General features: G+C 43.7%; 19 protein-coding genes. 15 read left to right on the plus strand and 4 right to left on the minus strand.

Features of this window, described 5'->3' with window-relative positions; genetic code table 11:
* The first annotated feature begins 11 nt into the window (after positions 1–11).
* From rseP to Vgang_RS03760, 13 genes are all read left to right on the plus strand, one after another.
* Positions 12–1,370: a sigma E protease regulator RseP gene (gene rseP, locus Vgang_RS03700; protein WP_105903485.1), complete on the plus strand. Its 1,359-nt coding sequence runs from the start codon at positions 12–14 to the stop codon at positions 1,368–1,370.
* Positions 1,371–1,424: 54 nt separating this feature from the next.
* A complete protein-coding gene (gene bamA, locus Vgang_RS03705; RefSeq protein ID WP_105903486.1) occupies positions 1,425–3,854 on the plus strand; it encodes an outer membrane protein assembly factor BamA in 2,430 nt (809 codons plus the stop codon).
* A gap of 21 nt (positions 3,855–3,875) precedes the next feature.
* Positions 3,876–4,391, plus strand: coding sequence for an OmpH family outer membrane protein (locus Vgang_RS03710; RefSeq protein WP_245879972.1), 516 nt, complete (start codon positions 3,876–3,878; stop codon positions 4,389–4,391).
* A gap of 12 nt (positions 4,392–4,403) precedes the next feature.
* A complete protein-coding gene (gene lpxD / locus Vgang_RS03715; protein WP_105903487.1) occupies positions 4,404–5,423 on the plus strand; it encodes a UDP-3-O-(3-hydroxymyristoyl)glucosamine N-acyltransferase in 1,020 nt (339 codons plus the stop codon).
* A 225-nt stretch (positions 5,424–5,648) separates the two neighbouring features.
* Positions 5,649–6,101, plus strand: coding sequence for a 3-hydroxyacyl-ACP dehydratase FabZ (gene fabZ, locus Vgang_RS03720; protein ID WP_105903488.1), 453 nt, complete (start codon positions 5,649–5,651; stop codon positions 6,099–6,101).
* 11 nt (positions 6,102–6,112) lie between these two features.
* Positions 6,113–6,901 (plus strand): acyl-ACP--UDP-N-acetylglucosamine O-acyltransferase, encoded by a 789-nt coding sequence (lpxA, locus tag Vgang_RS03725; protein ID WP_105903489.1) that lies wholly within the window; start codon positions 6,113–6,115, stop codon positions 6,899–6,901.
* A 121-nt stretch (positions 6,902–7,022) separates the two neighbouring features.
* Complete coding sequence (gene lpxB, locus Vgang_RS03730) at positions 7,023–8,189, plus strand: lipid-A-disaccharide synthase (RefSeq protein WP_105903516.1); 1,167 nt, start codon at positions 7,023–7,025, stop codon at positions 8,187–8,189.
* Positions 8,186–8,815: a ribonuclease HII gene (gene rnhB / locus Vgang_RS03735; protein WP_105903490.1), complete on the plus strand. Its 630-nt coding sequence runs from the start codon at positions 8,186–8,188 to the stop codon at positions 8,813–8,815. The genes lpxB and rnhB overlap by 4 nt, the downstream gene beginning before the upstream one ends.
* 108 nt (positions 8,816–8,923) lie before the next feature.
* Positions 8,924–12,403, plus strand: coding sequence for a DNA polymerase III subunit alpha (dnaE, locus tag Vgang_RS03740; RefSeq protein WP_105903491.1), 3,480 nt, complete (start codon positions 8,924–8,926; stop codon positions 12,401–12,403).
* A gap of 180 nt (positions 12,404–12,583) precedes the next feature.
* Complete coding sequence (gene accA, locus Vgang_RS03745; protein WP_105903492.1) at positions 12,584–13,543, plus strand: acetyl-CoA carboxylase carboxyl transferase subunit alpha; 960 nt, start codon at positions 12,584–12,586, stop codon at positions 13,541–13,543.
* Positions 13,544–13,674: 131 nt separating this feature from the next.
* A complete protein-coding gene (gene tilS / locus Vgang_RS03750) occupies positions 13,675–15,090 on the plus strand; it encodes a tRNA lysidine(34) synthetase TilS (protein ID WP_105903493.1) in 1,416 nt (471 codons plus the stop codon).
* 80 nt (positions 15,091–15,170) lie between these two features.
* Positions 15,171–15,509: a nitrogen regulatory protein P-II gene (gene glnB, locus Vgang_RS03755; protein ID WP_027696925.1), complete on the plus strand. Its 339-nt coding sequence runs from the start codon at positions 15,171–15,173 to the stop codon at positions 15,507–15,509.
* 102 nt (positions 15,510–15,611) lie between these two features.
* Entirely contained in the window at positions 15,612–16,463 is an 852-nt protein-coding gene (locus Vgang_RS03760) for an endonuclease/exonuclease/phosphatase family protein (protein ID WP_105903494.1), read from the plus strand.
* A 116-nt stretch (positions 16,464–16,579) separates the two neighbouring features.
* On the opposite strand, the gene Vgang_RS03765 is transcribed toward Vgang_RS03760, so the two are convergent.
* Positions 16,580–18,148, minus strand: coding sequence for a LysM peptidoglycan-binding domain-containing protein (locus Vgang_RS03765; RefSeq protein ID WP_105903495.1), 1,569 nt, complete (start codon positions 18,146–18,148; stop codon positions 16,580–16,582).
* Between the two features lie 243 nt (positions 18,149–18,391).
* A complete protein-coding gene (gene gloB, locus Vgang_RS03770; RefSeq protein WP_105903496.1) occupies positions 18,392–19,174 on the minus strand; it encodes a hydroxyacylglutathione hydrolase in 783 nt (260 codons plus the stop codon).
* Positions 19,175–19,213: 39 nt separating this feature from the next.
* Between gloB and Vgang_RS03775 the strand changes: the two genes are divergently transcribed.
* Positions 19,214–19,954 carry a class I SAM-dependent methyltransferase gene (locus Vgang_RS03775; RefSeq protein WP_105903497.1) on the plus strand — a complete coding sequence of 247 codons (741 nt, stop codon included), beginning with the start codon at positions 19,214–19,216 and terminating at the stop codon, positions 19,952–19,954.
* Positions 19,955–19,981: 27 nt separating this feature from the next.
* On the opposite strand, the gene rnhA is transcribed toward Vgang_RS03775, so the two are convergent.
* On the minus strand, positions 19,982–20,455 hold the full coding sequence (gene rnhA / locus Vgang_RS03780) for a ribonuclease HI (protein WP_105903498.1): 474 nt from the start codon (positions 20,453–20,455) through the stop codon (positions 19,982–19,984).
* 56 nt (positions 20,456–20,511) lie between these two features.
* On the opposite strand from rnhA, the gene dnaQ reads away from it, so the two are divergent.
* Positions 20,512–21,258 carry a DNA polymerase III subunit epsilon gene (dnaQ, locus tag Vgang_RS03785; RefSeq protein WP_105903499.1) on the plus strand — a complete coding sequence of 249 codons (747 nt, stop codon included), beginning with the start codon at positions 20,512–20,514 and terminating at the stop codon, positions 21,256–21,258.
* 77 nt (positions 21,259–21,335) lie between these two features.
* Here the strand turns inward: dnaQ and fadE are convergent, their stop codons facing one another.
* Positions 21,336–23,813 (minus strand): acyl-CoA dehydrogenase FadE, encoded by a 2,478-nt coding sequence (gene fadE, locus Vgang_RS03790; RefSeq protein ID WP_105903500.1) that lies wholly within the window; start codon positions 23,811–23,813, stop codon positions 21,336–21,338.
* Between the last annotated feature and the right edge of the window lie 267 nt (positions 23,814–24,080).

A 24,080-nucleotide genomic window follows, 5' to 3' on the forward strand; every position in this document is an offset into this window, starting at 1 on the left:
AGCGTATTTTAATGACTGGCATATTATGGAACTTGGCTTCATTTATTGTTGCAATCGCAATTCTCGTTGCTATCCATGAGTTTGGACACTTTTGGGTAGCAAGACGTTGTGGTGTCAAAGTTGAAAAGTTTTCAATCGGTTTTGGCAAATCCCTTTGGTCTCGTAAAGGCAAAGATGGGGTAGAGTACTCCATTTCAATGATTCCAATGGGGGGCTTTGTTAAAATGCTCGATTCTCGAGTGGATGAAGTGCCGGAGCATGAAAAACATCTCGCGTTTGATCACAAAAGTTTATGGCGACGCAGTGCGATTGTCGCTGCAGGCCCTGCCTTTAATTTCTTATTTGCGATTGTTGCCTATTGGCTCGTGTTTATGATCGGTGTGCCGTCTGTAAAGCCCGTTATTGGTGATGTTGCGCCCAATTCTATTGTCGCGCAGGCTGGTATTGAACCTGGAATGGAACTTAAACAGATTTCCGGTATCGAAACCCCTGATTGGGATTCAGTGAACATGGCACTGGTATCTCATATCGGTGATGAACGCATTGTTTTGAAAGTCAGCTCAGCGGATGAAGTCGGTCAAGAACGAACGATTACATTAGATACGCAGAACTGGCAGTTTGACCCAGAGGTTGATTCAGCCATCACGACTTTGGGCTTTAAGCCTTACCGTCCTGAGATTACTCCGGTATTAACGGCTGTAACCGAAGGCAGTGCTGCGGAGGCGGCTGGTTTACAAGTCGGGGATAAGATAGTTGCGATTAATGGTCAGTCAATTGAAGGTTGGGAACAGTTTGTTGCAAAAGTAACCGATAGCCCAAATAAAACGCTTGAGATACAAGTTGAAAGAGATAACCAACAACTGACACTGGCTTTAACGCCGGCTAGCAAAAGTTTAAAAAATGGTGACACAATTGGTTTTGCCGGTGTGGCGCCAACCGTTGGTGCTTGGCCTGAGTCGTATTTGATTGATCAAAAATACGGTGCGTTTGCCTCAATACCAAAAGCGATTGAAAAAACAGGCCAGATAATGGATCTGACTTTCACTATGGTAAAAAAATTATTTACTGGCGATGTTGGTATTAATAATTTGAGCGGCCCAATTACCATTGCGAAAGGTGCTGGGATGACCGCCGATTTTGGTTTGGTTTACTTTTTAGGCTTCTTAGCGTTAATAAGTGTGAATTTAGGCATTATAAACCTGATGCCTCTGCCTGTACTTGATGGTGGGCATTTGTTATTTTTTGCAGTCGAGGCCGTGATTCGTCGACCTGTGCCTGAAAAAGTGCAAGAAATGGGATATCGTATTGGCAGCGCTGCAATTTTTTCCTTGATGTTAATTGCAATTTTCAATGATTTTGCTCGCCTGTAGTGCCAGTTGTGGTTTATCAAGGCCAAGAAGTATAAAGGATTAATAATAAATTTTATGGCGATCAAACGTTTATGGATTTCGACCTTGCTGATGTTGAGTACGGTCGCGCATGCAGACTCTTTTGAAGTTTCTGATATTAAAATTGAAGGTTTACAACGTGTCGCGCTAGGTGCGGTATTGTTAAAAATGCCAGTGCGTGTTGGGGATACCGTCGACGAACAAGATGCGTCGGCAATTATTCAAGCGCTTTATTCTTCGGGTAACTTTGAAGATGTGAAAGTTTTTCGTGATGGTGATGTGTTGCTTGTTCAAGTAAAAGAGCGTCCAACCATCGCTGATATTTCATTCTCAGGCAATAAAGCCATTAAAGATGAGCAATTACAGCAAAACCTTGATGCGTCTGGAATTCGTGTTGGTGAGGCATTAGATCGCACCAAACTCAGTACCATTGAAAAAGGGTTAGAAGACTTTTACTACAGCGTAGGTAAATACAATGCGACGGTAAAAGCGGTGGTCACGCCTCTTCCTCGTAACCGTTCAGACTTAAAGTTTGTCTTCACTGAGGGCGTATCAGCAAAAATTCAACAAATTAACTTTATCGGTAATGAAGTCTTTACCGACGATGAGCTCCTTTCACGTTTTGATTTGAATGCTGATGTGCCTTGGTGGAACTTTATGGCGGATGAAAAATATCAAAAGCAAGTGCTTGCAGGTGATATTGAAAAACTGCGCAGTTACTACTTTGACCGCGGTTATTTGAAGTTCCAAGTTCAATCGACACAAGTTTCTATTTCGCCTGATAAGAAAGGCGTTTACATCACTTTGAATCTCAATGAAGGTGAACCTTACACGGTTAAAGATGTGAAGTTCCGTGGTGACTTGATTGGTAAAAGTGAAGAATTTAATGCCATGGTGCCTTTTGAAGAAGGTGATACCTACAATGGCTCACTTGTCACGAGTTTAGAAGATGGTATTAAAAAGAGCTTAGGTGAATCGGGTTACGCTTATCCAAAAGTGCAAACTATTCCTGAATTTGATGACCAAACGAAAGAAGTGACCTTAACCGTACAAGTGGATCCGGGTAACCGCATGTATGTGCGTGATATTCGCTTCACCGGTAACAACATCACCAAAGATGAAGTGCTTCGTCGTGAAATGCGTCAAATGGAAAGTGGTTGGCTCAACTCTAAATCTGTTGAAACCGGTAAAGCGCGTTTGAACCGTTTGGGTTTCTTTGAAACCGTCGATGTACAAACACAGCGTGTACCAGGAACGGATGATCAGGTCGATATCGTTTATAACGTGAAAGAGGCCAACTCAGGTAGCATTAACTTTGGTATCGGTTATGGTACAGAGTCTGGTGTGAGTTTCCAGGTGGGCTTACAGCAAGATAACTTCTTAGGGACGGGTAATCGTATTGGTATTAATGCCATGACAAACGATTATCAGAAAAACATCAGCTTAGAATATCGCGATCCTTATTGGACACTGGATGGCGTAAGTCTCGGTGGTAAGGTGTTCTATAATGAGTTTGAAGCATCAGAAGCGGGTATTGTTGACTATACCAACCAAAGTTACGGTACCAGTTTAACTTGGGGCTTCCCAATTAACGAACTGAACTACATTGAGTTAGGTGTGGGTTACACTCATAACAAAATTTCCAATATTGACCCGTATGTACAAAATGAAGGCTTCTTGCAGACGCAACAGGCCGCAGGAAACTACGATCCAAATAATGGTGAGTTAGAAGTTAATGATTACGATGTGAATATTTCGTGGACTCGGAACAACCTCAATAAAGGGTATTTCCCGACCGCGGGTAACCACCAACGTGCAACTTTTAAAATAACTGTACCTGGCTCTGACGTTCCGTACTACAAAATTCAATATGATGCTAAACAGTACATCCCACTAACCAAGAAAGAAGACTTCACGTTACTACTTCGTGGTCGATTAGGTTATGGTAATGGCTATGGTTCGACGAAAGGGAATGATAACTTGTTCCCATTTTATGAAAACTACTATGCAGGTGGCTTCTCTTCATTGCGTGGTTTTGGCTCTAACTCAGCCGGCCCTAAAGCGGTGTATGATGAAGGTGGTGGTGACGGTGGTAATAACCCGAACTATGTTGCAACCGATGATTCTGTCGGTGGTAATGCGACGGCATTGGCAAGTATTGAGTTAATCGTACCGACTCCATTTGCGTCGGAAGAGCTACAACAATCTCTGCGTACGAGCGTGTTTGTAGACATGGCAAGTGTTTGGGATACTGAGTTCAAGTACCGTGATATGGATGCAAACATGTCTGGTCGTGATTATTATTATGATTACTCAGATCCACTGGAATATCGCGCATCTTATGGTGTGGCGATGCAATGGATGTCACCGATGGGCCCATTGGTCTTCTCGTTGGCGAAACCGATTAAAATTTATGAAGGTGATGATGAAGAATTCTTTACCTTTACTATTGGTCGAACCTTCTAATTTTAGATTTTTTGTAAGGAAATGATTGTGAAAAAATTAATGAAAGTTGCTGGTCTAAGTCTTGTTGTGTTAACTGCTTCGCTTACTGCGACAGCCGCTCAAGCAGCACAGAAAATTGGCTATGTGAATACCGCTAAAATCTTCCAAACTATGCCTCAAGTGCAAGCGGTAGAAAAAAAATTAGAAAAGTCTGGCAAAGATAAAAAAGCCGAGCTGGATAAATTGAAAAAACAAATCGACGCAAAAGTAGACAAACTTAAGCGTGATGGTCAGTTGATGTCTGCTTCAGATGTGGATAACGCGAAAATCGATATTCAATCGATGCAAGCGAAGTTAGAAGTGAAAGCGAAAACTTACCAAGCAGACATGAATAAAGTTCGTCAAGAAGAGATGAAGAAGATTGATTCTCAAATTAAAGAAGCAATCGACAAAGTGGCAAAAGCACAAGGTTATGACTTAGTTGTGAATGCTCAAGCGCTTGTATATGCGACTTCAAGCACTGACCTAACTGACGCTATCATCAAAGAACTGAAATAATAGAAGTAAACCATGCCAAAACTGACTCTTGCTGAACTAGCAGCAATTACTGGTGGCGAATTACATGGAGACGGTGCTGTCACCGTTTCCACAATAGCTGCTATGGACAAAGCGGGCGAAGGGCAAATTACCTTTTTGACCAACGCAAAGTACCGTAAACACCTCAGCGCGTGCCAAGCGAGTGCGATTTTAATTAAATCAAGCGAGCTAGAGCTTTGCCAAACTAACGCAATTGTTGTGCCTGATCCCTATCTTGCTTTTGCCTTGGTTGCACAAGCACTCGATACTACACCTGAACCAGCGGAGCGTATTGAACCAAGTGCGGCGATTGCGGCGGATGCTAAGTTAGGTGAAGGTGTATGCATCGGGCATAACGCAGTGATCGAATCAGGTGTAGAGCTTGGCGATAACGTGGTGATTGGCGCTGGGTGCTTCATCGGTAAAAATGCCAAAATTGGTGCTAATACCAAAATGTGGGCCAATGTGAGTATTTACCATAATGTCGTCATTGGTGAGTCTTGTTTGATTCAATCTAATACCGTGATTGGTGCCGATGGTTTTGGTTATGCGAATAACCGTGGTGAGTGGGTGAAAATCCCTCAGCTTGGCTCGGTGGTGATCGGTAATCGAGTTGAAATCGGCTCTTGTACCACCATCGACCGTGGTGCGATTGACGATACGGTGATTGAAGATAACGTCATTATTGATAACCATCTTCAAATAGCTCATAACGTTCATATTGGTTATGGCACCGCAATGGCTGGTTGTACCACTGTGGCAGGTAGTGTCAAAATTGGTAAGTACTGTATTATTGGCGGCGCATCCGTGCTTAATGGGCATATTGAAATTGCAGATGGCGTAACGATTACGGGTATGGGCATGGTGATGCGTAGTATCAGTGAGAAAGGCATCTATTCATCAGGCATTCCATTGCAAACCAATAGAGAATGGCGCAAAACGGCAGCGCGTACTTTGAAAATTGAAGATATGCACAAACGTTTAAAAGCATTAGAAAAGAAATTAGAAGACTAGGTCTAGTCTAGCATCACTAAAAGGCTAGCTTTGTGCTGGCCTTTTTTGTTTATAGGCGAGCATTTCAACCGCTTTTAAAGTTATGAGCTATTCTCATCATACTGTAAGGCCACATGTTTTGAGTATATACCCAAGTCACTTGGGTATATATTCCAAATGGCTTTGCGTTTATAATTAAGCAAATTAGATTCGCTCAGTTAGACGATTATTAATAGGATAAATATTTTGACTACAGAAAAGAAAACCCTCGATATTACGGAAATCCGCGAACTGCTTCCTCATCGTTACCCATTCCTATTGATTGACCGTGTAACGGATTACCAAGAAGAAAAATACCTTGTAGCACTGAAAAATGTGTCAGTAAATGAGCCGCAGTTTACCGGCCATTTCCCTCAACTTCCTATTTTCCCTGGTGTGCTTATTTTAGAGGCGATGGCGCAAGCAACTGGCTTGTTAGCTTTTAAATCATTCGGTGCACCCGCTGAAAATGAACTGTATTACTTTGCAAGTATTGATAACGCGAAATTCCGCAAACCTGTTGTACCGGGTGATCAACTAGTGATTGAAGTGGAATTCATTAAGGACCGTCGTGGTATCGCACTGTTTAATGGTGTGGCTAAAGTTGATGGTGCGGTTGTCTGCTCTGCTGAACTAAAATGCGCGCGTCGCGAATTCTAAAGGTGGCCTCAATGATTCATGAAACCGCTCAAATCCATCCTTCTGCTGTTATTGAAGAAGGCGTTAAGATCGGCGCTAACGTAAAAGTAGGTCCTTTTACCTACATTGGTGCTGATGTTGAGATTGGCGAAGGCACTGAAGTGTATTCGCATGTTGTAATCAAAGGCCCAACGGTCATTGGTAAAGATAACAAAATTTTCCAATTCGCTTCGATCGGTGAAGCTTGTCAAGATCTCAAGTACAAAGGTGAACCAACCAAACTTGTGATTGGTGACCGTAACATTATCCGTGAAAGCGTGACAATGCACCGTGGTACTACTCAAGATAAAGGTATCACTCAAGTGGGTAGTGATAACTTATTTATGATTAACGTTCACATCGCTCATGACTGTGTGGTTGGAAATCGTTGTATTTTCGCTAACAACGCAACCTTAGCAGGCCATGTGACAGTACGTGATTTTGCTATTATTGGCGGCATGTCGGCGGTACACCAATTCTGTCAAATCGGTCAGCACAGTATGGTTGGCGGAGCATCTGGCGTCGCGCAAGACGTACCTCCATTTGTGATTGCACAAGGTAACCACGCCAAACCTTACGGTGTAAACTTTGAAGGTTTGAAGCGTCGTGGTTTTGAAAAGCCTGAAATTCATGCTATTCGTCGCGCTTATAAGTCTTTATATCGTAATAAAAACACCATTGAAGAAGCGAAAGCAGAAATGGCCGAAGATGCAGCACAGTTTGAATCAGTACAAGCCATGGTTGATTTTATCGAAGCATCTACGCGTGGTATCGTTCGCTAATCAATCAAAGGTATTGGCTTGAACTGCACTTTGTACCTATTGATTCTGTGCAATTGAATATTAAAGAGGCCTATTGATTGGGCCTTTTTTATTACCGGGTCTTTTATTTATGGGAAAAGCTATGACACGTCGATTAAGAATTGGCATTGTTGCGGGTGAGTTGTCGGGAGACATACTAGGGGCTGGCCTAATTAAAGCGGTGAAAAAGATTCATCCGGATGCCGAATTTGTGGGTATCGGTGGACCGCAAATGATCGAGCAAGGCTGCGATTCTTTATTTGATATGGAAGAATTGTCTGTGATGGGGCTGGTTGAAGTACTTGGCCGTTTGACGCGCATTCTGAAAATCAAAAAATCTATTGTCGATTACTTTACTCAAAATCCGCCAGATGTATTTATTGGGATTGATGCTCCAGATTTTAACCTGCGTGTAGAGTTGCCGCTCAAACAAGCTGGAATTAAAACCGTGCATTATGTCAGCCCATCGGTTTGGGCTTGGCGTCAAAACCGTATTCATGGTATTGCCAAAGCGACCAACCTAGTTTTGGCTTTCTTGCCTTTTGAAAAAGCCTTCTATGATAAATTTAACGTGCCGTGTGAGTTTGTTGGCCATACTTTAGCCGATGCTATTCCGCTTGAAACCGATAAAACAGCGGCGCGTGACACCTTAAGTTTAGAGCAAGATAAAACCTGGCTCGCGGTTTTGCCAGGTAGCCGTAATGCCGAATTGAAAATGCTTTGCGAACCTTTTATGCAAACTTGCCAACGTTTAGCGAAGCAATACCCTAATTTGGGTTTTGTGGTCGCGTTAGTGAACCAAAAACGTCGAGAGCAATTTGAGCAAGCATGGAAACAATATGCCCCAGAGTTGCATTTTGAACTGCGTGATGGCACCGCTAGAACCGTGATTGAAGCGTCTGATGTCGTCATGTTGGCATCTGGTACTGTGGCACTTGAGTGTATGTTAGTGAATCGCCCAATGGTGGTTGGCTATCGTGTTAATGCTATTAGTGCGTTTATCGCTCGCCGCATGTTGAAAACCAAATATGTCTCTCTTCCAAATATCTTGGCCGATAAAGAGCTGGTGAAAGAGTTTTTGCAAGAAGAGTGCACACCGGAAAATCTGGCTAATGAAGTGTCTCGCTTAATGACGGATGAAGGTAAGGCGATGCAAGCATCATTCCATGAAATGCACCAATGGATTCGTAAAGATGCCGATACGCAAGCAGCAAAAGCAGTATTGAATTTGATCGATCCTAATTTATTGCATAAAGAGGCAAACGCATGAGTGTTGAATTGCCACCATTTGAATACCCGCAAGGCTACACATTGTTTGCTGGGGTCGATGAAGTCGGCCGAGGCCCATTGGTGGGCGCTGTAGTGACCGCAGCGGTGATTCTCGATCCTAATAATCCCATTGATGGCCTGACTGATTCTAAGAAATTAACTGAAAAGAAACGTTTAGCCTTATTACCCGAAATCAAACAAAAAGCGCTCGCTTGGTCTTTAGGCCGTTGTGAGGCTTGGGAAATTGATGAGCTAAATATCTTACAGGCGACCATGGTGGCGATGCAGCGTGCAGTGGCTGGATTGAACCTTCAGCCCGATCATGTCTTAATTGATGGGAACCGTTGCCCTGAACTGTCTATGCCTAGCTTAGCCGTGGTAAAAGGGGACTTGCGTGTGGCTGAAATCAGCGCCGCTTCGATTATCGCGAAAGTTGCGCGCGATGAAGAAATGAAACAACTTGATGCTCAATTTCCCATGTTTGGTTTTGCTAAGCATAATGGTTACCCAACCAAAGCGCATATGTTGGCGATAGAACAACATGATATAAACCAAATGCCTGAATTATTGGCTCAATATCGTAAAAGCTATAAACCAGTGAAAAAGGTGCTTGGGTTAGTCGAATAAGTGTCAATCCGAGTCAAGCGCAATGAAAATGATTGTTGCGTCTGCCAATAGCCCTTACACTTTCACACTCTGCTTTTTCTGTTCAATACCAAAAAATACAGTAAATCTATGTCTGATCCTAAGTTTGTACATCTTCGCGTTCACAGTGACTTTTCAATGGTCGATGGCCTCTCGAAAGTCCCACCGCTAGTGAAAAAAGTAGCGGAGCTTGGCATGCCTGCCATGGCCCTCACTGATTTTACAAACTTGTGTGGTTTGGTGAAGTTTTACAGCACAGCGCATGGTTGTGGTATTAAGCCGATTGTTGGCGCTGATTTTACCTTGCAATCACCGGAATTCGGCGATGAATTAACCCGTTTAACCATTTTGGCAAAAGATAATGTCGGCTATAAAAACCTAACATTATTGATTTCAGAAGCCTATCAGCGTGGTCACGTTCAGCATCAACCTGTGATTGATAAAGAATGGCTGGTGAATCATAAAGAAGGCTTGATCATCCTATCTGGTGGGCGAGTTGGGGAAGTCGGTCGTGCTTTACTCAAAGGTAATCAAGCATTATTAGACAGCTGCCTTGAATTTTATCAAACCCATTTTCCGGATCATTTCTATTTAGAACTCACTCGTACTGGACGCCCTGATGAAGAAACGTATCTTCATTTTGCGCTCGACATCGCTGAAAAGCATGATTTGCCGGTGGTGGCGACCAATGAAGTCGTTTTTCTCACGCCAGATCAATTTGATGCGCACGAAATTCGTGTCGCGATTCACGATGGCTATACGCTAGAAGATCCACGTCGACCTAAAAACTACAGTTCACAGCAATATTTACGTACAGAAGATGAAATGTTCGAACTGTTTAAAGACATTCCGGAAGCTCTGCAAAACAGTGTTGAAATCGCTAAGCGCTGTAACGTAACGGTACGTCTTGGTGAATACTTCTTACCTGCGTTCCCAACGGAAGGCATGAAAGAAACCGAATTCTTGGTCATGAAATCTCGCGAAGGTTTGGAAGAGCGTCTTGAGTTTTTATTTCCAGATGAAAAGGTTCGACTCGAAAAGCGTCCTGAATATGACGAGCGTTTACAAGTCGAATTAGACGTTATTAACCAAATGGGCTTCCCAGGTTACTTCTTGATCGTAATGGAGTTTATCCAGTGGTCAAAAGATAACGGCATCCCTGTAGGCCCAGGCCGTGGTTCTGGTGCGGGCTCATTGGTGGCGTACGCGTTAAAAATTACCGATCTTGACCCGCTGGAATATGACTTACTGTTCGAACGTTTCTTAAACCCAGAACGTGTCTCCATGCCCGATTTCGACGTCGATTTCTGTATGGATAAGCGTGACCGTGTGATCGACCACGTCGCGGAAATGTATGGCCGTGATGCCGTATCCCAGATCATTACATTCGGTACCATGGCTGCAAAAGCGGTTATTCGCGATGTAGGTCGAGTGCTAGGGCATCCGTATGGCTTTGTTGATCGTATTTCAAAATTAGTGCCGCCTGATCCTGGAATGACACTGGCCAAAGCATTTGAAGCGGAGCCACAATTGCCAGAGTTGTATGAAGCCGATGAAGAAGTTAAAGAACTCATCGACATGTGCCGTATTTTGGAAGGCTGTACCCGAAATGCCGGTAAGCACGCCGGGGGGGTGGTGATTTCACCAACCACCATTACCGATTTTGCACCCATTTATTGTGATGCAGAAGGGCATTTCCCCGTAACCCAGTTTGATAAGAATGACGTTGAATATGCGGGCTTGGTTAAGTTTGACTTCTTAGGCTTGCGCACATTAACCATCATTGACTGGGCGCTTGGGTTGATTAACCCTCGTTTAGAAAAAGAAGGCAAAGATCTGGTTCGAATTGAGTCGATTGATCTAGCCGATCCAGCTTCTTTCCGCTTACTGCAAAATTCAGAAACGACTGCGGTATTCCAGCTGGAATCTCGCGGCATGAAAGATTTGATCAAACGCCTTCAACCTGACTGTTTTGAAGACATCATCGCACTGGTAGCCTTGTTCCGCCCAGGCCCATTGCAGTCGGGCATGGTGGATAACTTTATTGACCGTAAACATGGCCGAGAAGAAGTCTCGTACCCTGATTCCACTTGGCAGCATGAATCTTTAAAAGAAACGTTAGAACCGACCTACGGCATCATTTTGTATCAAGAACAGGTGATGCAAATTGCCCAGATCTTGGCGGGTTACACGCTGGGTGGCGCGGACATGTTACGTCGTGCCATGGGCAAGAAAAAGCCAGAAGAAATGGCCAAGCAGCGTTCAGTCTTTAAAGAAGGTGCAGAGAAGAACGGTGTCGATGGCGAACTTGCCATGAAAATCTTCGACCTGGTAGAAAAGTTTGCTGGTTACGGGTTTAACAAATCGCACTCAGCCGCTTATGCGTTGGTTTCTTATCAAACGTTATGGCTTAAAACCCATTATCCTGCCGAGTTTATGGCGGCGGTAATGACGGCTGATATGGATAACACCGAAAAGGTGGTTGGTTTGGTGGATGAATGTATTCGCATGAATCTGAAAGTGCTTCCACCGGATGTGAATTCAGGCCTATATCGCTTTAACGTTAACGAGAATGGTGAGATCGTTTACGGTATTGGTGCAATTAAAGGGGTCGGTGAAGGTCCGATTGAAAATATCATCAGCTGTCGTGAACAAGGTGGTTATTTTAAAGATTTGTTTGATTTTTGCGCCCGTGTTGATCTTAAAAAATGCAATAAGCGCGTGATTGAAAAACTGATCCAAGCAGGCGCATTAGACCGATTAGGCCCACACCGAGCGGCGATGATGGCTTCACTCGATGAAGCAGTGAAAGCGGCTGGGCAGTTCCACCAAGCGGAAGCCTTTGGTCAATCTGATATGTTTGGTGTATTAACCGAGGCGCCGGAAGAGGTTGAGCAGGCTTACGCTCAAGTGCCGGAATGGCCTGAAAAAGTTTGGCTTGAAGGCGAACGAGCAACGTTAGGTTTGTATTTAACCGGGCATCCAGTTAATGCCTACTTGAAAGAGCTATCCACCTACACGCAATGTCGTTTAAATGATTTGCAACCGACGCGACGAGATCAAAGCATGACCGTTGCTGGGTTGGTGATTGCCTCGCGTGTGATGACGACAAAACGTGGCACACGAATAGGCCTGATGACACTCGACGATCGCTCTGGTCGCTTGGAGGTGATGTTATTCTCTGATGCGCTTGAACGCTATGCGGAATTGTTAGAACAAGATAAAATTGTCGTCGTTTCTGGACAGGTCAGCTTTGATGACTTCAATGGTGGGCTTAAAATGTCGGCTCGTGAAGTGATGAGTCTTGCGGATGCGCGTGAAAAATACGCCAAAGGATTATCAATTTCGATTGAACAATCACAAATTGACGGACAATTTTTCGACAAATTCAGTCAAATTTTAGAGCCATACCGAGCGGGTACGGTTCCGGTCAATATTTATTATCAGCGCCAAGATGCGAGAGCAAAATTGTCTTTGGGCGTCGAATGGCGAGTAACACCAGATGATAATTTATTGGATGAATTAAAACTTCTTCTTGGAACTAAGCAAGTAGAACTCGAATTTAACTAAAGAACAGGGCATTATTATCCGATTAATGAATAATATGCGCTGATTGATTTTTATTGCGGTAAACATTATCTAGTATAGGTATGTCTCCAAATGGTTAAAGTTGTTATCAATTATGGTGCAACTTCAAGTATGATGGACTAGCGTAGTAGGAATAATTAAAACAATACAAAGGATTCTTTGATGAGCCTAGATTTTCTTGAATTTGAAAAACCCATTGTTGAACTAGAAGCAAAAATTGAAGCTTTACGTGAAGGGTCACTTCATGGCGGTGATACATCTGTTGATTTGGGTAAAGAAATCAGCCAACTAGAAGCGAAAAGTTTAGAGCTAAAGAAAAAAATCTTTGGCAACTTAGGTGCATGGCAAGTTGCTCAACTTGCGCGTCACCCAAAACGTCCGTATACGCTTGATTATATCGAAAACGTATTTACTGAATTTGATGAGCTGGCAGGTGACCGTGCTTATGCCGATGATAAAGCTATCGTTGGTGGTTTAGCTCGTTTAGATGGTCGCCCTGTGATGGTGATTGGTCATCAAAAAGGTCGTGAAACCAAAGAAAAAGTGCGTCGTAACTTTGGTATGCCACGCCCTGAAGGTTACCGTAAAGCATTACGTTTAATGGAAATGGCGGAACGTTTTAATATCCCAGTGATTACCTTTATCGATACCGCGGGTGCATACCCTGGTGTTGGTGCAGAAGAACGTGGTCAATCGGAAGCTATCGCACGTAACCTAAAAGTGATGTCTGGCTTAAAAGTACCCGTCATTTGTAATGTTGTTGGTGAAGGCGGCTCAGGTGGCGCATTGGCAATCGGTGTGGGCGATTACGTTAACATGCTGCAATACTCTACGTATTCTGTTATTTCACCGGAAGGTTGTGCTTCTATCTTATGGCGTGATTCAGATAAAGCACCACAAGCCGCTGAAGCGATGGGCTTGATTGCTCCTCGTCTAAAAGATCTTGGCTTGATCGATACTGTTATCGAAGAGCCTCTAGGTGGCGCACATCGTGATTACGTTGGTATGGCGGAAAACATGAAAGCAACGCTATTAGCGCAACTTGAAGAGCTTGATGGTTTAGATAATGACAACCTGCTTGAGCGTCGTTATCAACGTTTGATGAGCTACGGCTACTGTTAATCTTTGATGACGACAGTACATCGTTGATACACTGAAAGCGGGCTTCGGCTCGCTTTTTTGTTTTTCGGCGATTGTATCAATTATCTTTTTGACGTTACTTGGGTAGAGACCCTTTAAAGAGTACTTTAACTATGCTGTACACGACGTTTTATCACACCTTGAAGCCTTATCTTGCCGATAATCCCAATTTGGTGTTGGGATTGAGCGGTGGCCTAGATTCACGTGTGTTACTGCATTTATTAGCTCAGTTAAAGTCTCAACGTCCCCAAATTCAAATCAAAGCTGTTCATGTTCATCACGGTTTAAGCACCAATGCGGATGCTTGGTTAATTCAGTGTCAGCAATGGGCGCAAGACAGCCAAATTGAATTTGTTGCTGAACGAGTGAATGTGAACACGGCAACTCGAGTGAGTTTAGAGCAAGCTGCAAGAGAAGCTCGCTATCAAGCCTTAGCCAAACATATTAATGGGAACGATTTATTGCTGACCGCGCATCATCAAGGCGACCAGCTCGAAACCTTCTTATTGGCGCTGAAGCGCGGTAGTGGGCCTAAAGGGTTAGCATCCATGGCACACGCAATGCCTTTTGCTAAGGGTAGCTTGGTTCGTCCGTTATTGAATATTTCTAGGGAAGAGTTACAGGCTTATGCTAATGAGTGCCAACTGAATTGGGTGGAAGATGAAAGCAATCAAGATACCCGCTTTGATCGTAACTTTATCCGCCATGAAATTGCACCCGCATTAAAACAGCGTTGGCCGAATATTGAAAAATCGGTCGCGAGAAGTGCTGCTTTGTGCGCTCAACAAGAAAATCTGCTTAAAGAGCTGCTAAATGAGCGTTATCAGGGCTTATTAAGTCATGATGGCTCAGTTGCTATCAATGAATTGCAAAAGCAGTCAGAGGCTTGCAGAAACGCAATTTTACGATTGTGGCTACAAGAACAAGGCTTCACTATGCCAAGTGAAAAGCAGCTACAGCAAATTTGGCATAACGTCGCATTATCCAAGCCTGATGCCGCTCCTATTTTGACTTATGGCAATACTCAAATTGGTCGACATCAACATCAATTGTATGCCTTTAATCAATGCCCAGATTTATCTGATTTTAATGTGCAATGGGATATCGCCACCCCGTTGACTTTGCCACATGATTTGGGGCAGCTGGTATTGAAGCCCCTGTTTAATAATCAAGAGTTTAATAACCAAGAGATTAAGCAAGAAGATGGTAATCTCAATCAGGCTGAACAGAAAAACGATTTCGATGTTCAATCGTTAAAGGCAAAGAGCATTCAAACCCTGTCTCTACCACACCGTTTACGAGTATTGAATGTGACGTTCTCTGCTACTGGTATTCACGCACATCCAGAAGGCAGACCTTATGGGCGAGCCTTGAAAAAATTATTGCAAGATTGGTCAATTCCAACCTGGCAACGTCAGCAGATCCCATTTTTAGTCGATGATAATGAATTAGTTGCCGCAGTAGGCTTGTGTGTCGGTCAAGCCTACAGTGGCGTCGAATATCAATTATTGTGGCTGCCGTCGGATTGACAGTGATGAGGATACCTTTTCACAATCTGTGTTGAGAGGTATACTTTAAAGAAGTTTCAGAGTTTTAGGGATAAGAACCAATGAAAAAAATTGAAGCAATCATTAAGCCATTTAAACTTGATGATGTTCGTGAAGCCTTGGCTGATGTTGGCATTACAGGTATGACGGTGTCAGAAGTGAAAGGTTTTGGCCGTCAAAAAGGTCATACAGAGCTGTACCGTGGCGCGGAATACATGGTCGATTTTTTACCGAAAGTGAAACTGGAAATTGTGGTTTCAGATGACGTGGTTGATGAGTGCATTGATTGTATTATGCAAACCGCTCAAACCGGTAAAATTGGTGACGGCAAAATCTTTGTCACAGAGGTGGAGCGAGTTATTCGTATCCGCACTGGCGAAGAAGACGACGAAGCGGTATAAACCGTTAGGTTTCTATAAAAACTAGATTGGCATAAAGAGGAGGCGATTTCGCTTCCTTTTTTGTTTGTGCACTGATTGTATTACCTAAATGGATCTTGATTAATGAAACTAAAATATTGGGCAATGGGGGTTGCGGTTCTAGCGGGAGCCTCAGTGGTTGGTTTTTATTCTATTTTTACCATTCCTAAACAGCCGCAAATCATTTCAATCCACCAGCAAGACTCTTCTTCAAATTGGTATTGTCATCAATCGGAATCACAGCCCGATGCGATTGATAACCAAGGGAATCTAGATCTTATGGTGTGGAATATACATAAGCAAGCCGATCCAGGATGGCAGCAAGCTCTCAGTCAATTTAGCCAAGATAAGCAATTGATCTTACTTCAAGAAGCGAGTTTATCTTCTAAATTAAAGGAGTGGGTTGACTTACAAGACTGGGGGGCGAGTTATGTCAATGCGTTTAAGGCGTTTGGTGTGAGTGCTGGCGTGCTGAATTTAGCCAGTCAAATGCCCATTAGAGCTTGTGCGTATACCAGCGTTGAGCCTTGGATTATGTTACCTAAGTCCGCTTTGTATGCACGATATCGACTTTCAAATGGACAAGATTTAGTCGTGATCAATGTACATGCGATCAATTTCACTGTCGGAACTAAAGAGTTTGAGCAGCAGATTGAGCAATTGGAAAAGGCGGTGAAAAAGCACCAAGGTCCTTTAATTGCCGCTGGAGATTTTAATACTTGGAGCGAAACTCGGTTAGAAGAATTAAGACGTATCACCGGTTCACTGGGTATGAAAGAAGTGGCTTTTACACCGGATAACCGTAAAGTGTTTCTTAATGACTTGCCGTTTGATCATGTATTTTATCGTGGCTTAACAATGGTATCAGCGAGCTCTCCAACCACAAGTGCATCTGACCATAACCCATTACTCGTGAGTTTTCGTCTAGAGCATTGATATGACGATGAGCTGATGAATTCGAAATCTTAAGAAAACTGAAAGCCAAGTACAAAATAAAAAGCCTCGTACAAGACGAGGCTTAAAGGTTAGCGGCTTTTTATTCTCTAGTACGGTTAGACGCTGCCGACTTTGGTCACGTCGACATACAATTTCAATTTCTGACCCGGTTGTAGGTAATCTTTACGATCAAGACCATTCCAAGCTAATACTTGGTGGGTTTCAACTTTAAATTTCTGTGCAATGCTGCCAACCGTATCACCAGAGCGAACGTTATAAACGACAGTGCGAATCACCGCGCCGGTTTTATTCTCTTTCCACATCACGAGCTTTTGGCCAACACGCAATGAATCGTTTGGAGCCATGCCGTTCCATTTTGCTAATGATTGCACTGAAACATTGTTGTTTTTTGCAATCGCCCAGAAACTGTCACCATTTTTTACCGTGTATTCCGTTTTCAATTGCCCACGTGAAGTGGATTGAATCTTAGCTAAACGGTTCTCTGCACTTAACGTGTAGTTAGTGTTATTTTGGCTTGAGCGAGGTACCAATAAATATTGGCCAACGCGGATGTTACTGTTATTCAGGTTATTCGCAGTTTGAATTGCTTTACTGGTGGTTTGGTTCTTATTCGCTATCACACTCAAGCTGTCGCCTGGCTTAACTTTATAACGGATAAATTGAATACCCTTACCTTTCTTTTTAGCCGCTTGCTCATTAAAGCGATCCGCTTTGTCTAATGGAACTAAAAAGCTATACGGGCCAGTTGGTGATGTTGCCCATTGGTTGTAACCAGGGTTATAGCTTTGTAGTTCTTTTACTGAGATGCCGGCATATTGGGCGGCGATGGCTAAATCTAGTTGTTCTTTTGGATTCACTTCTGCCAGTACTGGCTTGTTTGGAATCGCTGGAATATCAACACCGTACGCTTCTTGGTTAGCAAGGATATCAGCCAGTGCTAACAACTTAGGGACGTAGCCTCGAGTTTCTTTCGGCAAATTCAGAGAGAAGAAATCGGTCGGCTTGCCCGCTTTGCGATTCTGTCGGATAGCGCTAGAGACGCGCCCACCGCCACTATTATAGGCCGCAATAGCATTTTCCCAGTCACCATCAAAACGATCACCAAGGTAAGTCATGTAATCTAGTGCAGCATTGGTTGATGCGCTGACATCGCGTCGGCCGTCATACCAATAATTGATATCTAAACCAAAACGATCCGCCGTCATTGGAACGAATTGCCATAAACCGGCTGCACTGCCGTATGAATAAGCAAAGGGATCAAACGCACTTTCAACGACAGGCAGTAACGTAAGCTCCAATGGCAATTTACGCTCTTCAATACGAGTGGTGATCATATAAAGAAACGGCGCAGCACGCTCCGATACCGTTTTTAAGTGGGTCGGGTTTTTCAAGTACCAGTTACGGTAATATTCGATGCTTGGATCGTCAGGAATTGGAAGTTTAAACTGCATTGAAATGCGCTTCCAAAGATCCTCTTGTTGTTGAGGGGTCAACTGCACTGGCTTTTTAACAACCGGCGCTTTGACCTTTTGAGTTTTACCTGAATCAACAGATACAGTTTGGTTAGCTTTGTCCTTAGCATCGGTCTGTTGATCGGTGTTAGTTGGTACGGTCTGGCAACCTACCAGGAGTAAAGCCGTAGCCCAAATGTATTTTGAATTCATTAAAAACAGCCTCTAGAAAATGGCTGCAAATGATACTTTTGTTTATGAATCTCTGGCAAGCGCGAAATAGTCTAAAACGGCATAAAACCTGATATTCAGTGTGAGAATAGATGAAGTTTTAGATAATTTTATGAGCAATTTGATTGATTTGGCATCAAAAAACAAGTTGTAAGCGTTTGTAACTGTTTATGAGCAGGTTTTAGAAGCGTGTCACAAAAGGCTTACAACCGTGTTTTTTCCATACTAAAATTCATTTTTCCATTCACGCAATGCCGCAAATACCGATAATTCGTTCAGTTCATCGGTACGTGCTGAAACGGCTTTCATTACACTTGGTTCTTGGCAACGTAGAAATGGATTAATCCACTTTTCTTGGCGAATGGTGGTTGGGAGTGTGGGTTTTTCTTGCGCACGAAGACGGTTTACTTCGTCACGGTATTCGTGCAGTAGTTGATTATCAGGCTCAACCGCTAGCGCAAAAGAGACATTAGAGGAAGTGTATTCATGAGCGCAGTACACTTCCGTTTCTTGTGGCAATGAGGCAAGTTTTTGTAGCGATTGAAACATCTCTTCATAAGTGCCTTCAAACACACGGCCACAACCGGCAGAGAAAAGCACATCACCACAGAATAGTTTGCCATCGCCAACATAAGCAATGTGACCATGGGTATGCCCAGGAACATCCATCACTAAAAAGGTTTCACCGAAGATATCAATGCGATCGCCACCTTGAACTGATTGAGTCAGCATTAACACTGGGTCGTTGCTTGGGCCTATGACTTTGGCTTTAGGACAATGGCGCAGTAATTCGGCCACGCCGCCAACATGATCAGGGTGATGGTGAGTGATGATAATTAACTCAAGTTGTAAATTATCTTGTTCTAATCTGGTTAAAACGGGTGCCGCTTCTCCTGGGTCGACTATGGCACAGGACGTTGTATTATTTTGAATCAGCCAGATGTAATTATCATTAAATGCAGGTATGCTTTTGACCGTTAAACCTGAATTTTTGTTATCAGTTAACATGTGGATCTCCAATCCCGACTGCGAAGAGATGTCTATTCAATGAAGCCAGCACGTATTCAAAAGTCATTAGTTCAACCCCATTCTTGGCAGCAGCTAAAAAATGGTGAATGGGTTTCTGAATCGATTCAAACTCGCCTTGATGAGTGGTGCCCCAAGTTTTTTGGTTATCACATGCTTAAACTCGGTGGGCTAAGCTGCGAATTGACCACACACAATTGCAATATCAAACATCAAGTCAATGTTGATATTGAAAATCCGCTTCATTCCGTCATCGCTGATGCTTATGATTTGCCTTTTGTTGAAAAAAGCATCGATGCTGCCTTGGTTTGTCACCAGCTAGACTATTGTAGCGATCCTCATCGGCTGTTGCGAGAAATTGATAGAATAATTATTGATGACGGGCACTTAATTCTCACTGGCTTTAATCCAATTAGCCTCACTGGCATTTCAAGTTTGATGCCTTGGCGAAAGAATAATCTGCCTTGGAGTGGCCGTATGTTTACGCCATATCGCATCAAAGATTGGCTAGGGTTGCTTAATTACGAAGTATTGCACTGTGATACTTATGCGTTGTTTCCGGTGAGTAAAGGGCGGGCGTTTACCACTTGGTTAGAGCACGGTTTAGGCTCTTGCGGCTCGACGTTCGGTAGTGTGTATTTTATTGTGGCTAAAAAGCGCATGTATCCACTTAAGCCCATCAAACCGCACTGGAAGGTGAAACGTCGAGGGTTGTCACCAGCCAGTGTTGGGTTTAATAAGAGTTTGCGTCGCAGTAAATAACCTTAGCTGCTGATAACTAGAAGTCCTTTATTTATCCGAGTTGGCTTCAAACCCAGCATCTTCTTGGGTAGGGGACTCGGCAGCAGTACGGGCAAGTTCGTCACAAATTTCGTTTTCTCTGTGCCCTGCGTGGCCTTTGACCCAATGCCATTCAATTTGATGGCGTGCGGTTTCTTGGTCTAGGGCCTTCCATAAGTCGACATTTTTAACCGGCTTCTTCGCTGCGGTTTGCCAGTTTTTCTTTTTCCAGCCATGAATCCATTGCGTGATGCCTTGGCGAACATATTGGCTATCAGTGGTTAATGTCACCTGGCAAGGTTCGGTTAAGGCTTTTAGCGCGACGACGGCTGCCATCATTTCCATGCGATTATTGGTGGTGAGGGTAAACCCTTCAGAAAGGTATTTTTCTTTGCCTTTGTAACGCAATACAATCCCATAACCACCCGGGCCTGGGTTGCCTAAACAAGAACCGTCTGTGAAAATTTCTACGTGTTTCGCCATGATTTGATACTATGTGCCGATATGAGTTAATACGGCTAGTCTGACAAGAGTTTATTATGAATACCAGCACTAATGTTTCTTATGACCGCATCATCGTTCTCGATACCGAAACCACGGGTATGAACCGAGAAGGTGGACCTGTGTATATGGGACACCGCATTATTGAAATCGGTGCGGTAGAAATTGTGAACCGTAAACTCACAGGCCGTCACTTTCATGTGTATATCAAACCCGACCGAGAGATTGATCCGGAAGCGATCGCGGTTCACGGTATTACCGATGAGTTTTTGGTCGATAAGCCAGAATATAAACAAGTCCATCAAGAGTTTTTAGAGTTTATTCAAGGTGCTGAGTTAGTTGCCCACAATGCGCCCTTTGACGTGAGCTTTATGGATTATGAGTTTGAGTTAGCGGGACAACCACTTAAGACTGCTCAAGTTTGTAAAATCACCGATACCTTGGCGATGGCGAAGAAAATCTTCCCAGGTAAACGCAATAACTTGGATGTGTTGTGTGATCGTTATGGTATAGATAATTCGCATCGTACTTTGCACGGCGCTTTGCTCGATGCCGAAATCTTGGCGGATGTTTATCTGCTGATGACCGGTGGTCAAACCGCGATGCAATTTAATGCAGGCCAAGCCAAAGAAGGTGAGACGGGTGAGTCGATTAAGCGAGCGACCGGCTGCAAGGCATTAAAAGTATTAAAAGCCACCGATGAAGAATTACAGTTACATGAAGAACGCTTGGATGTGTTTGCTAAAAAAGGAACGTGTTTGTGGCGCTGTGAGCCGGAGCAGTAGATTATTCAATAGATTGGTAAATAAACGCTCCAGTTGTTGATATCACCACTGGAGCGTTTTAGTTTTAAGATCTCGGCTTAAGCAACTTTTGAGCTGACTGAGGGTTCAGTCTTTTTTGCGCTTAACTCACTTGGGTCGAAATCGTCCACATTAATGGTTTCTAAGCGGTAGAATTCAGCATCACGTAGGATGTTGGCTTCTTGTTCGTTTATCCAACCATTTTCTAAACCAATCTCAGCCACTTTATCTAGTTGTACAAAGGCGCGGCGTTGTTCGAGCTTTTTACAGATATGATTAAACAAAGGTTCTGCCGTTAAAATCGTAACCAGAGCACGTTCAATGCGACCTGCTGGGTTATGCTCACTTGGTTCCAAATATTGATTGCGGCCAATACGAGAACGCGTTTCTGAAGGTGTTTGTAGAATTAACGCCACTTCGTTATCGAGTTTGTCGCTTGGCGCTTTACGTACTTTACCAAATGGCAGGATGAGAACGCGCATTAACGCCGCTGCTCCACGCGATGGGAAGTTACGCAAGAAATCGTCAATCGCTTCTTCAGCTTGACGCAAGCTATCTTGAATACCCCAGTGAACAAGAGGTAAATCGGCTTCTTGATAGCCTTCTAGTTCAAAGCGTTTCAAGGTTGCAGAGCTTAAATAAAGCTGGCTGAGCACATCACCAAGACGTGCGGATAAACGTTCTTTACGTTTTAGTGAACCACCTAAAACCGCCATTGAGATGTCAGACATTAATGCGATGTTGGCACTGTAACGATTGAGTTTTTGGTAATAGCCTTTGATTTGATCATGCACGATACCGTTGAAGTTAGCATCGTTTGGTACCGCATAATCGGAACCGCGACCATCGGTAATGCCTAACCACAAGCTTCGAATTGCGTTACTCATGCTAAAGCCGATGTGGCCAAAGACCGCTTTGTCAAAACGGGCCAGTGCATTCTTTTCACTAGAATGCGCCGCTTCCATTTCTTCTAACACATACGGATGACAGCGAATCGCACCTTGACCGTAAATGATCATCGAACGGGTTAAAATATTCGCACCCTCAACGGTGATAGCAATAGGTGCACCTTGGTAGCCACGCGCCAAGAAGTTGGATGGGCCCATACACACACCTTTACCGCCCACGATATCCATGGCATCAATGATGGCGCGTTGACCTCGGTGGGTACAGTGGTATTTCACGATTGCTGAGATAACCGATGGTTTCTCACCAAGATCAATACCAGCGACCGTTAATTGGCTTGCGGCATCCATAACATAAGCATTACCAGCGATACGTGCTAAAGGTTCTTCGATACCTTCCATGTGACCAATAGGTTGCTTAAATTGGCGACGAATACGGGCATAAGCGCCGGTTGCCAATGCGGCTGTTTTGGTTCCACCGGTTGAGTTTGAAGGTAGAGTAATACCGCGACCGACAGATAAACATTCCACCAACATACGCCAGCCTTGACCTGCCATTTCAGGGCCACCGATGATGTAGTCGAGTGGCACAAAAATGTTTTCACCTTGAGTCGGACCATTTTGGAACGGGACATTCAATGGGAAGTGACGGCGACCAATTTTGACACCTTGAGTATCGGTAGGGATCAAGGCACAGGTGATGCCAATGTCTTCTTTATCACCCAGTAATCCCTCAGGATCGCGAAGTTTAAAGGCAAGACCTAATACGGTCGCTACAGGGGCTAGGGTGATGTAGCGTTTATTCCAAGTTAAGCGCATACCGAGCACTTCTTTGCCTTCCCATTCACCTTTACATACGATACCAAAATCAGGAATGGCACCGGCATCGGAACCCGCTTCTGGGCTCGTTAATGCAAAACATGGAATTTCTTTACCTTCCGCAAGGCGTGGCAGGTAGTAATCTTGTTGCTCTTTGGTGCCGTAGTGTTGCAATAGCTCACCTGGGCCTAATGAGTTCGGTACACCCACGGTAGAAGATAGGACGCCAGAAACACCGGTGAGTTTTTGTAGTACGACAGATTGCGCGTAGGCAGAAAATTCTAAGCCACCGTATTTTTTCTTAATGATCATGGCGAAGAATTTGTGATCTTTTAGATATTGCCAGATTTCAGGTGGTAAATCGGCCAATTCATGAGTGATCTCGAAATCACTGGCCATACGGCACACTTCATTTACAGGCCCATCAATAAAGGCTTGCTCTTCGGCGCTTAATTGTGGTGCTTTGATATTAGACAGTTTTTTCCAGTCAGGTTTACCTTTGAATAGCTCGGCTTCCCACCAAACAGTTCCCGCATCGATGGCTTCCTTTTCAGTTTGTGACATCGCAGGGAGGATCTGGCGAAACACTTTTAGAGCCGGTTTGCTGAACAGTGAACGACGAATAGATGGCACTGAAATCAAGGCAGCAACAATAATAAACAGGCCTAAAATAATCGGTGATAAGCCGCCAACTAAAGTCGAAGCGACCAACACGACAGCCATAGACGCCAAGGTAATGAGTTGGGACTTACGATGATATAAACAAAACCCAAGCGCGATGAACGCGAGGATGAGAGTGAGTAGGGTGGCCATCTTTATCTTCCTTATTATGATGAGTAAATAAAACCAACAGCGTTGAAATTAATGTGTTGTTATTGGTGTGTAGCCATTGGTTTCAGTCGTTATTGTAGTATAGCTTTTATCTGGTCTTACCAGTCATGTTATTGTAATCGTCTTGTTGAGTAATTGTAAAAGGTTGGCGTGGTTAAAAAGTGATCTAAAGCATGAAATGAATGTTTTAAATGAGCGTTTTAACTTTTCAATTCGAAAAATAGGAAAAACAGTGGCCCAAATAAAAAT

The sequence above is a fragment of the Vibrio gangliei genome, assembly GCF_026001925.1.
Classification (GTDB): Bacteria; Pseudomonadota; Gammaproteobacteria; order Enterobacterales; family Vibrionaceae; genus Vibrio; species Vibrio gangliei.

Coding starts and splice junctions, on each gene's coding strand:
- tilS (WP_105903493.1), top strand. CDS start 13,675: ATGCTGTACACGACGTTTTATCACACCTTGAAGCCTTATCTTGCCGAT.
- dnaE (WP_105903491.1), top strand. CDS start 8,924: ATGTCTGATCCTAAGTTTGTACATCTTCGCGTTCACAGTGACTTTTCA.
- dnaQ (WP_105903499.1), top strand. CDS start 20,512: ATGAATACCAGCACTAATGTTTCTTATGACCGCATCATCGTTCTCGAT.
- rnhA (WP_105903498.1), bottom strand. CDS start 20,455: ATGGCGAAACACGTAGAAATTTTCACAGACGGTTCTTGTTTAGGCAAC.
- accA (WP_105903492.1), top strand. CDS start 12,584: ATGAGCCTAGATTTTCTTGAATTTGAAAAACCCATTGTTGAACTAGAA.
- glnB (WP_027696925.1), top strand. CDS start 15,171: ATGAAAAAAATTGAAGCAATCATTAAGCCATTTAAACTTGATGATGTT.
- fadE (WP_105903500.1), bottom strand. CDS start 23,813: ATGGCCACCCTACTCACTCTCATCCTCGCGTTCATCGCGCTTGGGTTT.
- Vgang_RS03710 (WP_245879972.1), top strand. CDS start 3,876: ATGATTGTGAAAAAATTAATGAAAGTTGCTGGTCTAAGTCTTGTTGTG.
- gloB (WP_105903496.1), bottom strand. CDS start 19,174: ATGTTAACTGATAACAAAAATTCAGGTTTAACGGTCAAAAGCATACCT.
- lpxD (WP_105903487.1), top strand. CDS start 4,404: ATGCCAAAACTGACTCTTGCTGAACTAGCAGCAATTACTGGTGGCGAA.
- lpxA (WP_105903489.1), top strand. CDS start 6,113: ATGATTCATGAAACCGCTCAAATCCATCCTTCTGCTGTTATTGAAGAA.
- Vgang_RS03760 (WP_105903494.1), top strand. CDS start 15,612: ATGAAACTAAAATATTGGGCAATGGGGGTTGCGGTTCTAGCGGGAGCC.
- rnhB (WP_105903490.1), top strand. CDS start 8,186: ATGAGTGTTGAATTGCCACCATTTGAATACCCGCAAGGCTACACATTG.
- bamA (WP_105903486.1), top strand. CDS start 1,425: ATGGCGATCAAACGTTTATGGATTTCGACCTTGCTGATGTTGAGTACG.
- Vgang_RS03765 (WP_105903495.1), bottom strand. CDS start 18,148: ATGAATTCAAAATACATTTGGGCTACGGCTTTACTCCTGGTAGGTTGC.
- rseP (WP_105903485.1), top strand. CDS start 12: ATGACTGGCATATTATGGAACTTGGCTTCATTTATTGTTGCAATCGCA.
- Vgang_RS03775 (WP_105903497.1), top strand. CDS start 19,214: ATGAAGCCAGCACGTATTCAAAAGTCATTAGTTCAACCCCATTCTTGG.
- lpxB (WP_105903516.1), top strand. CDS start 7,023: ATGACACGTCGATTAAGAATTGGCATTGTTGCGGGTGAGTTGTCGGGA.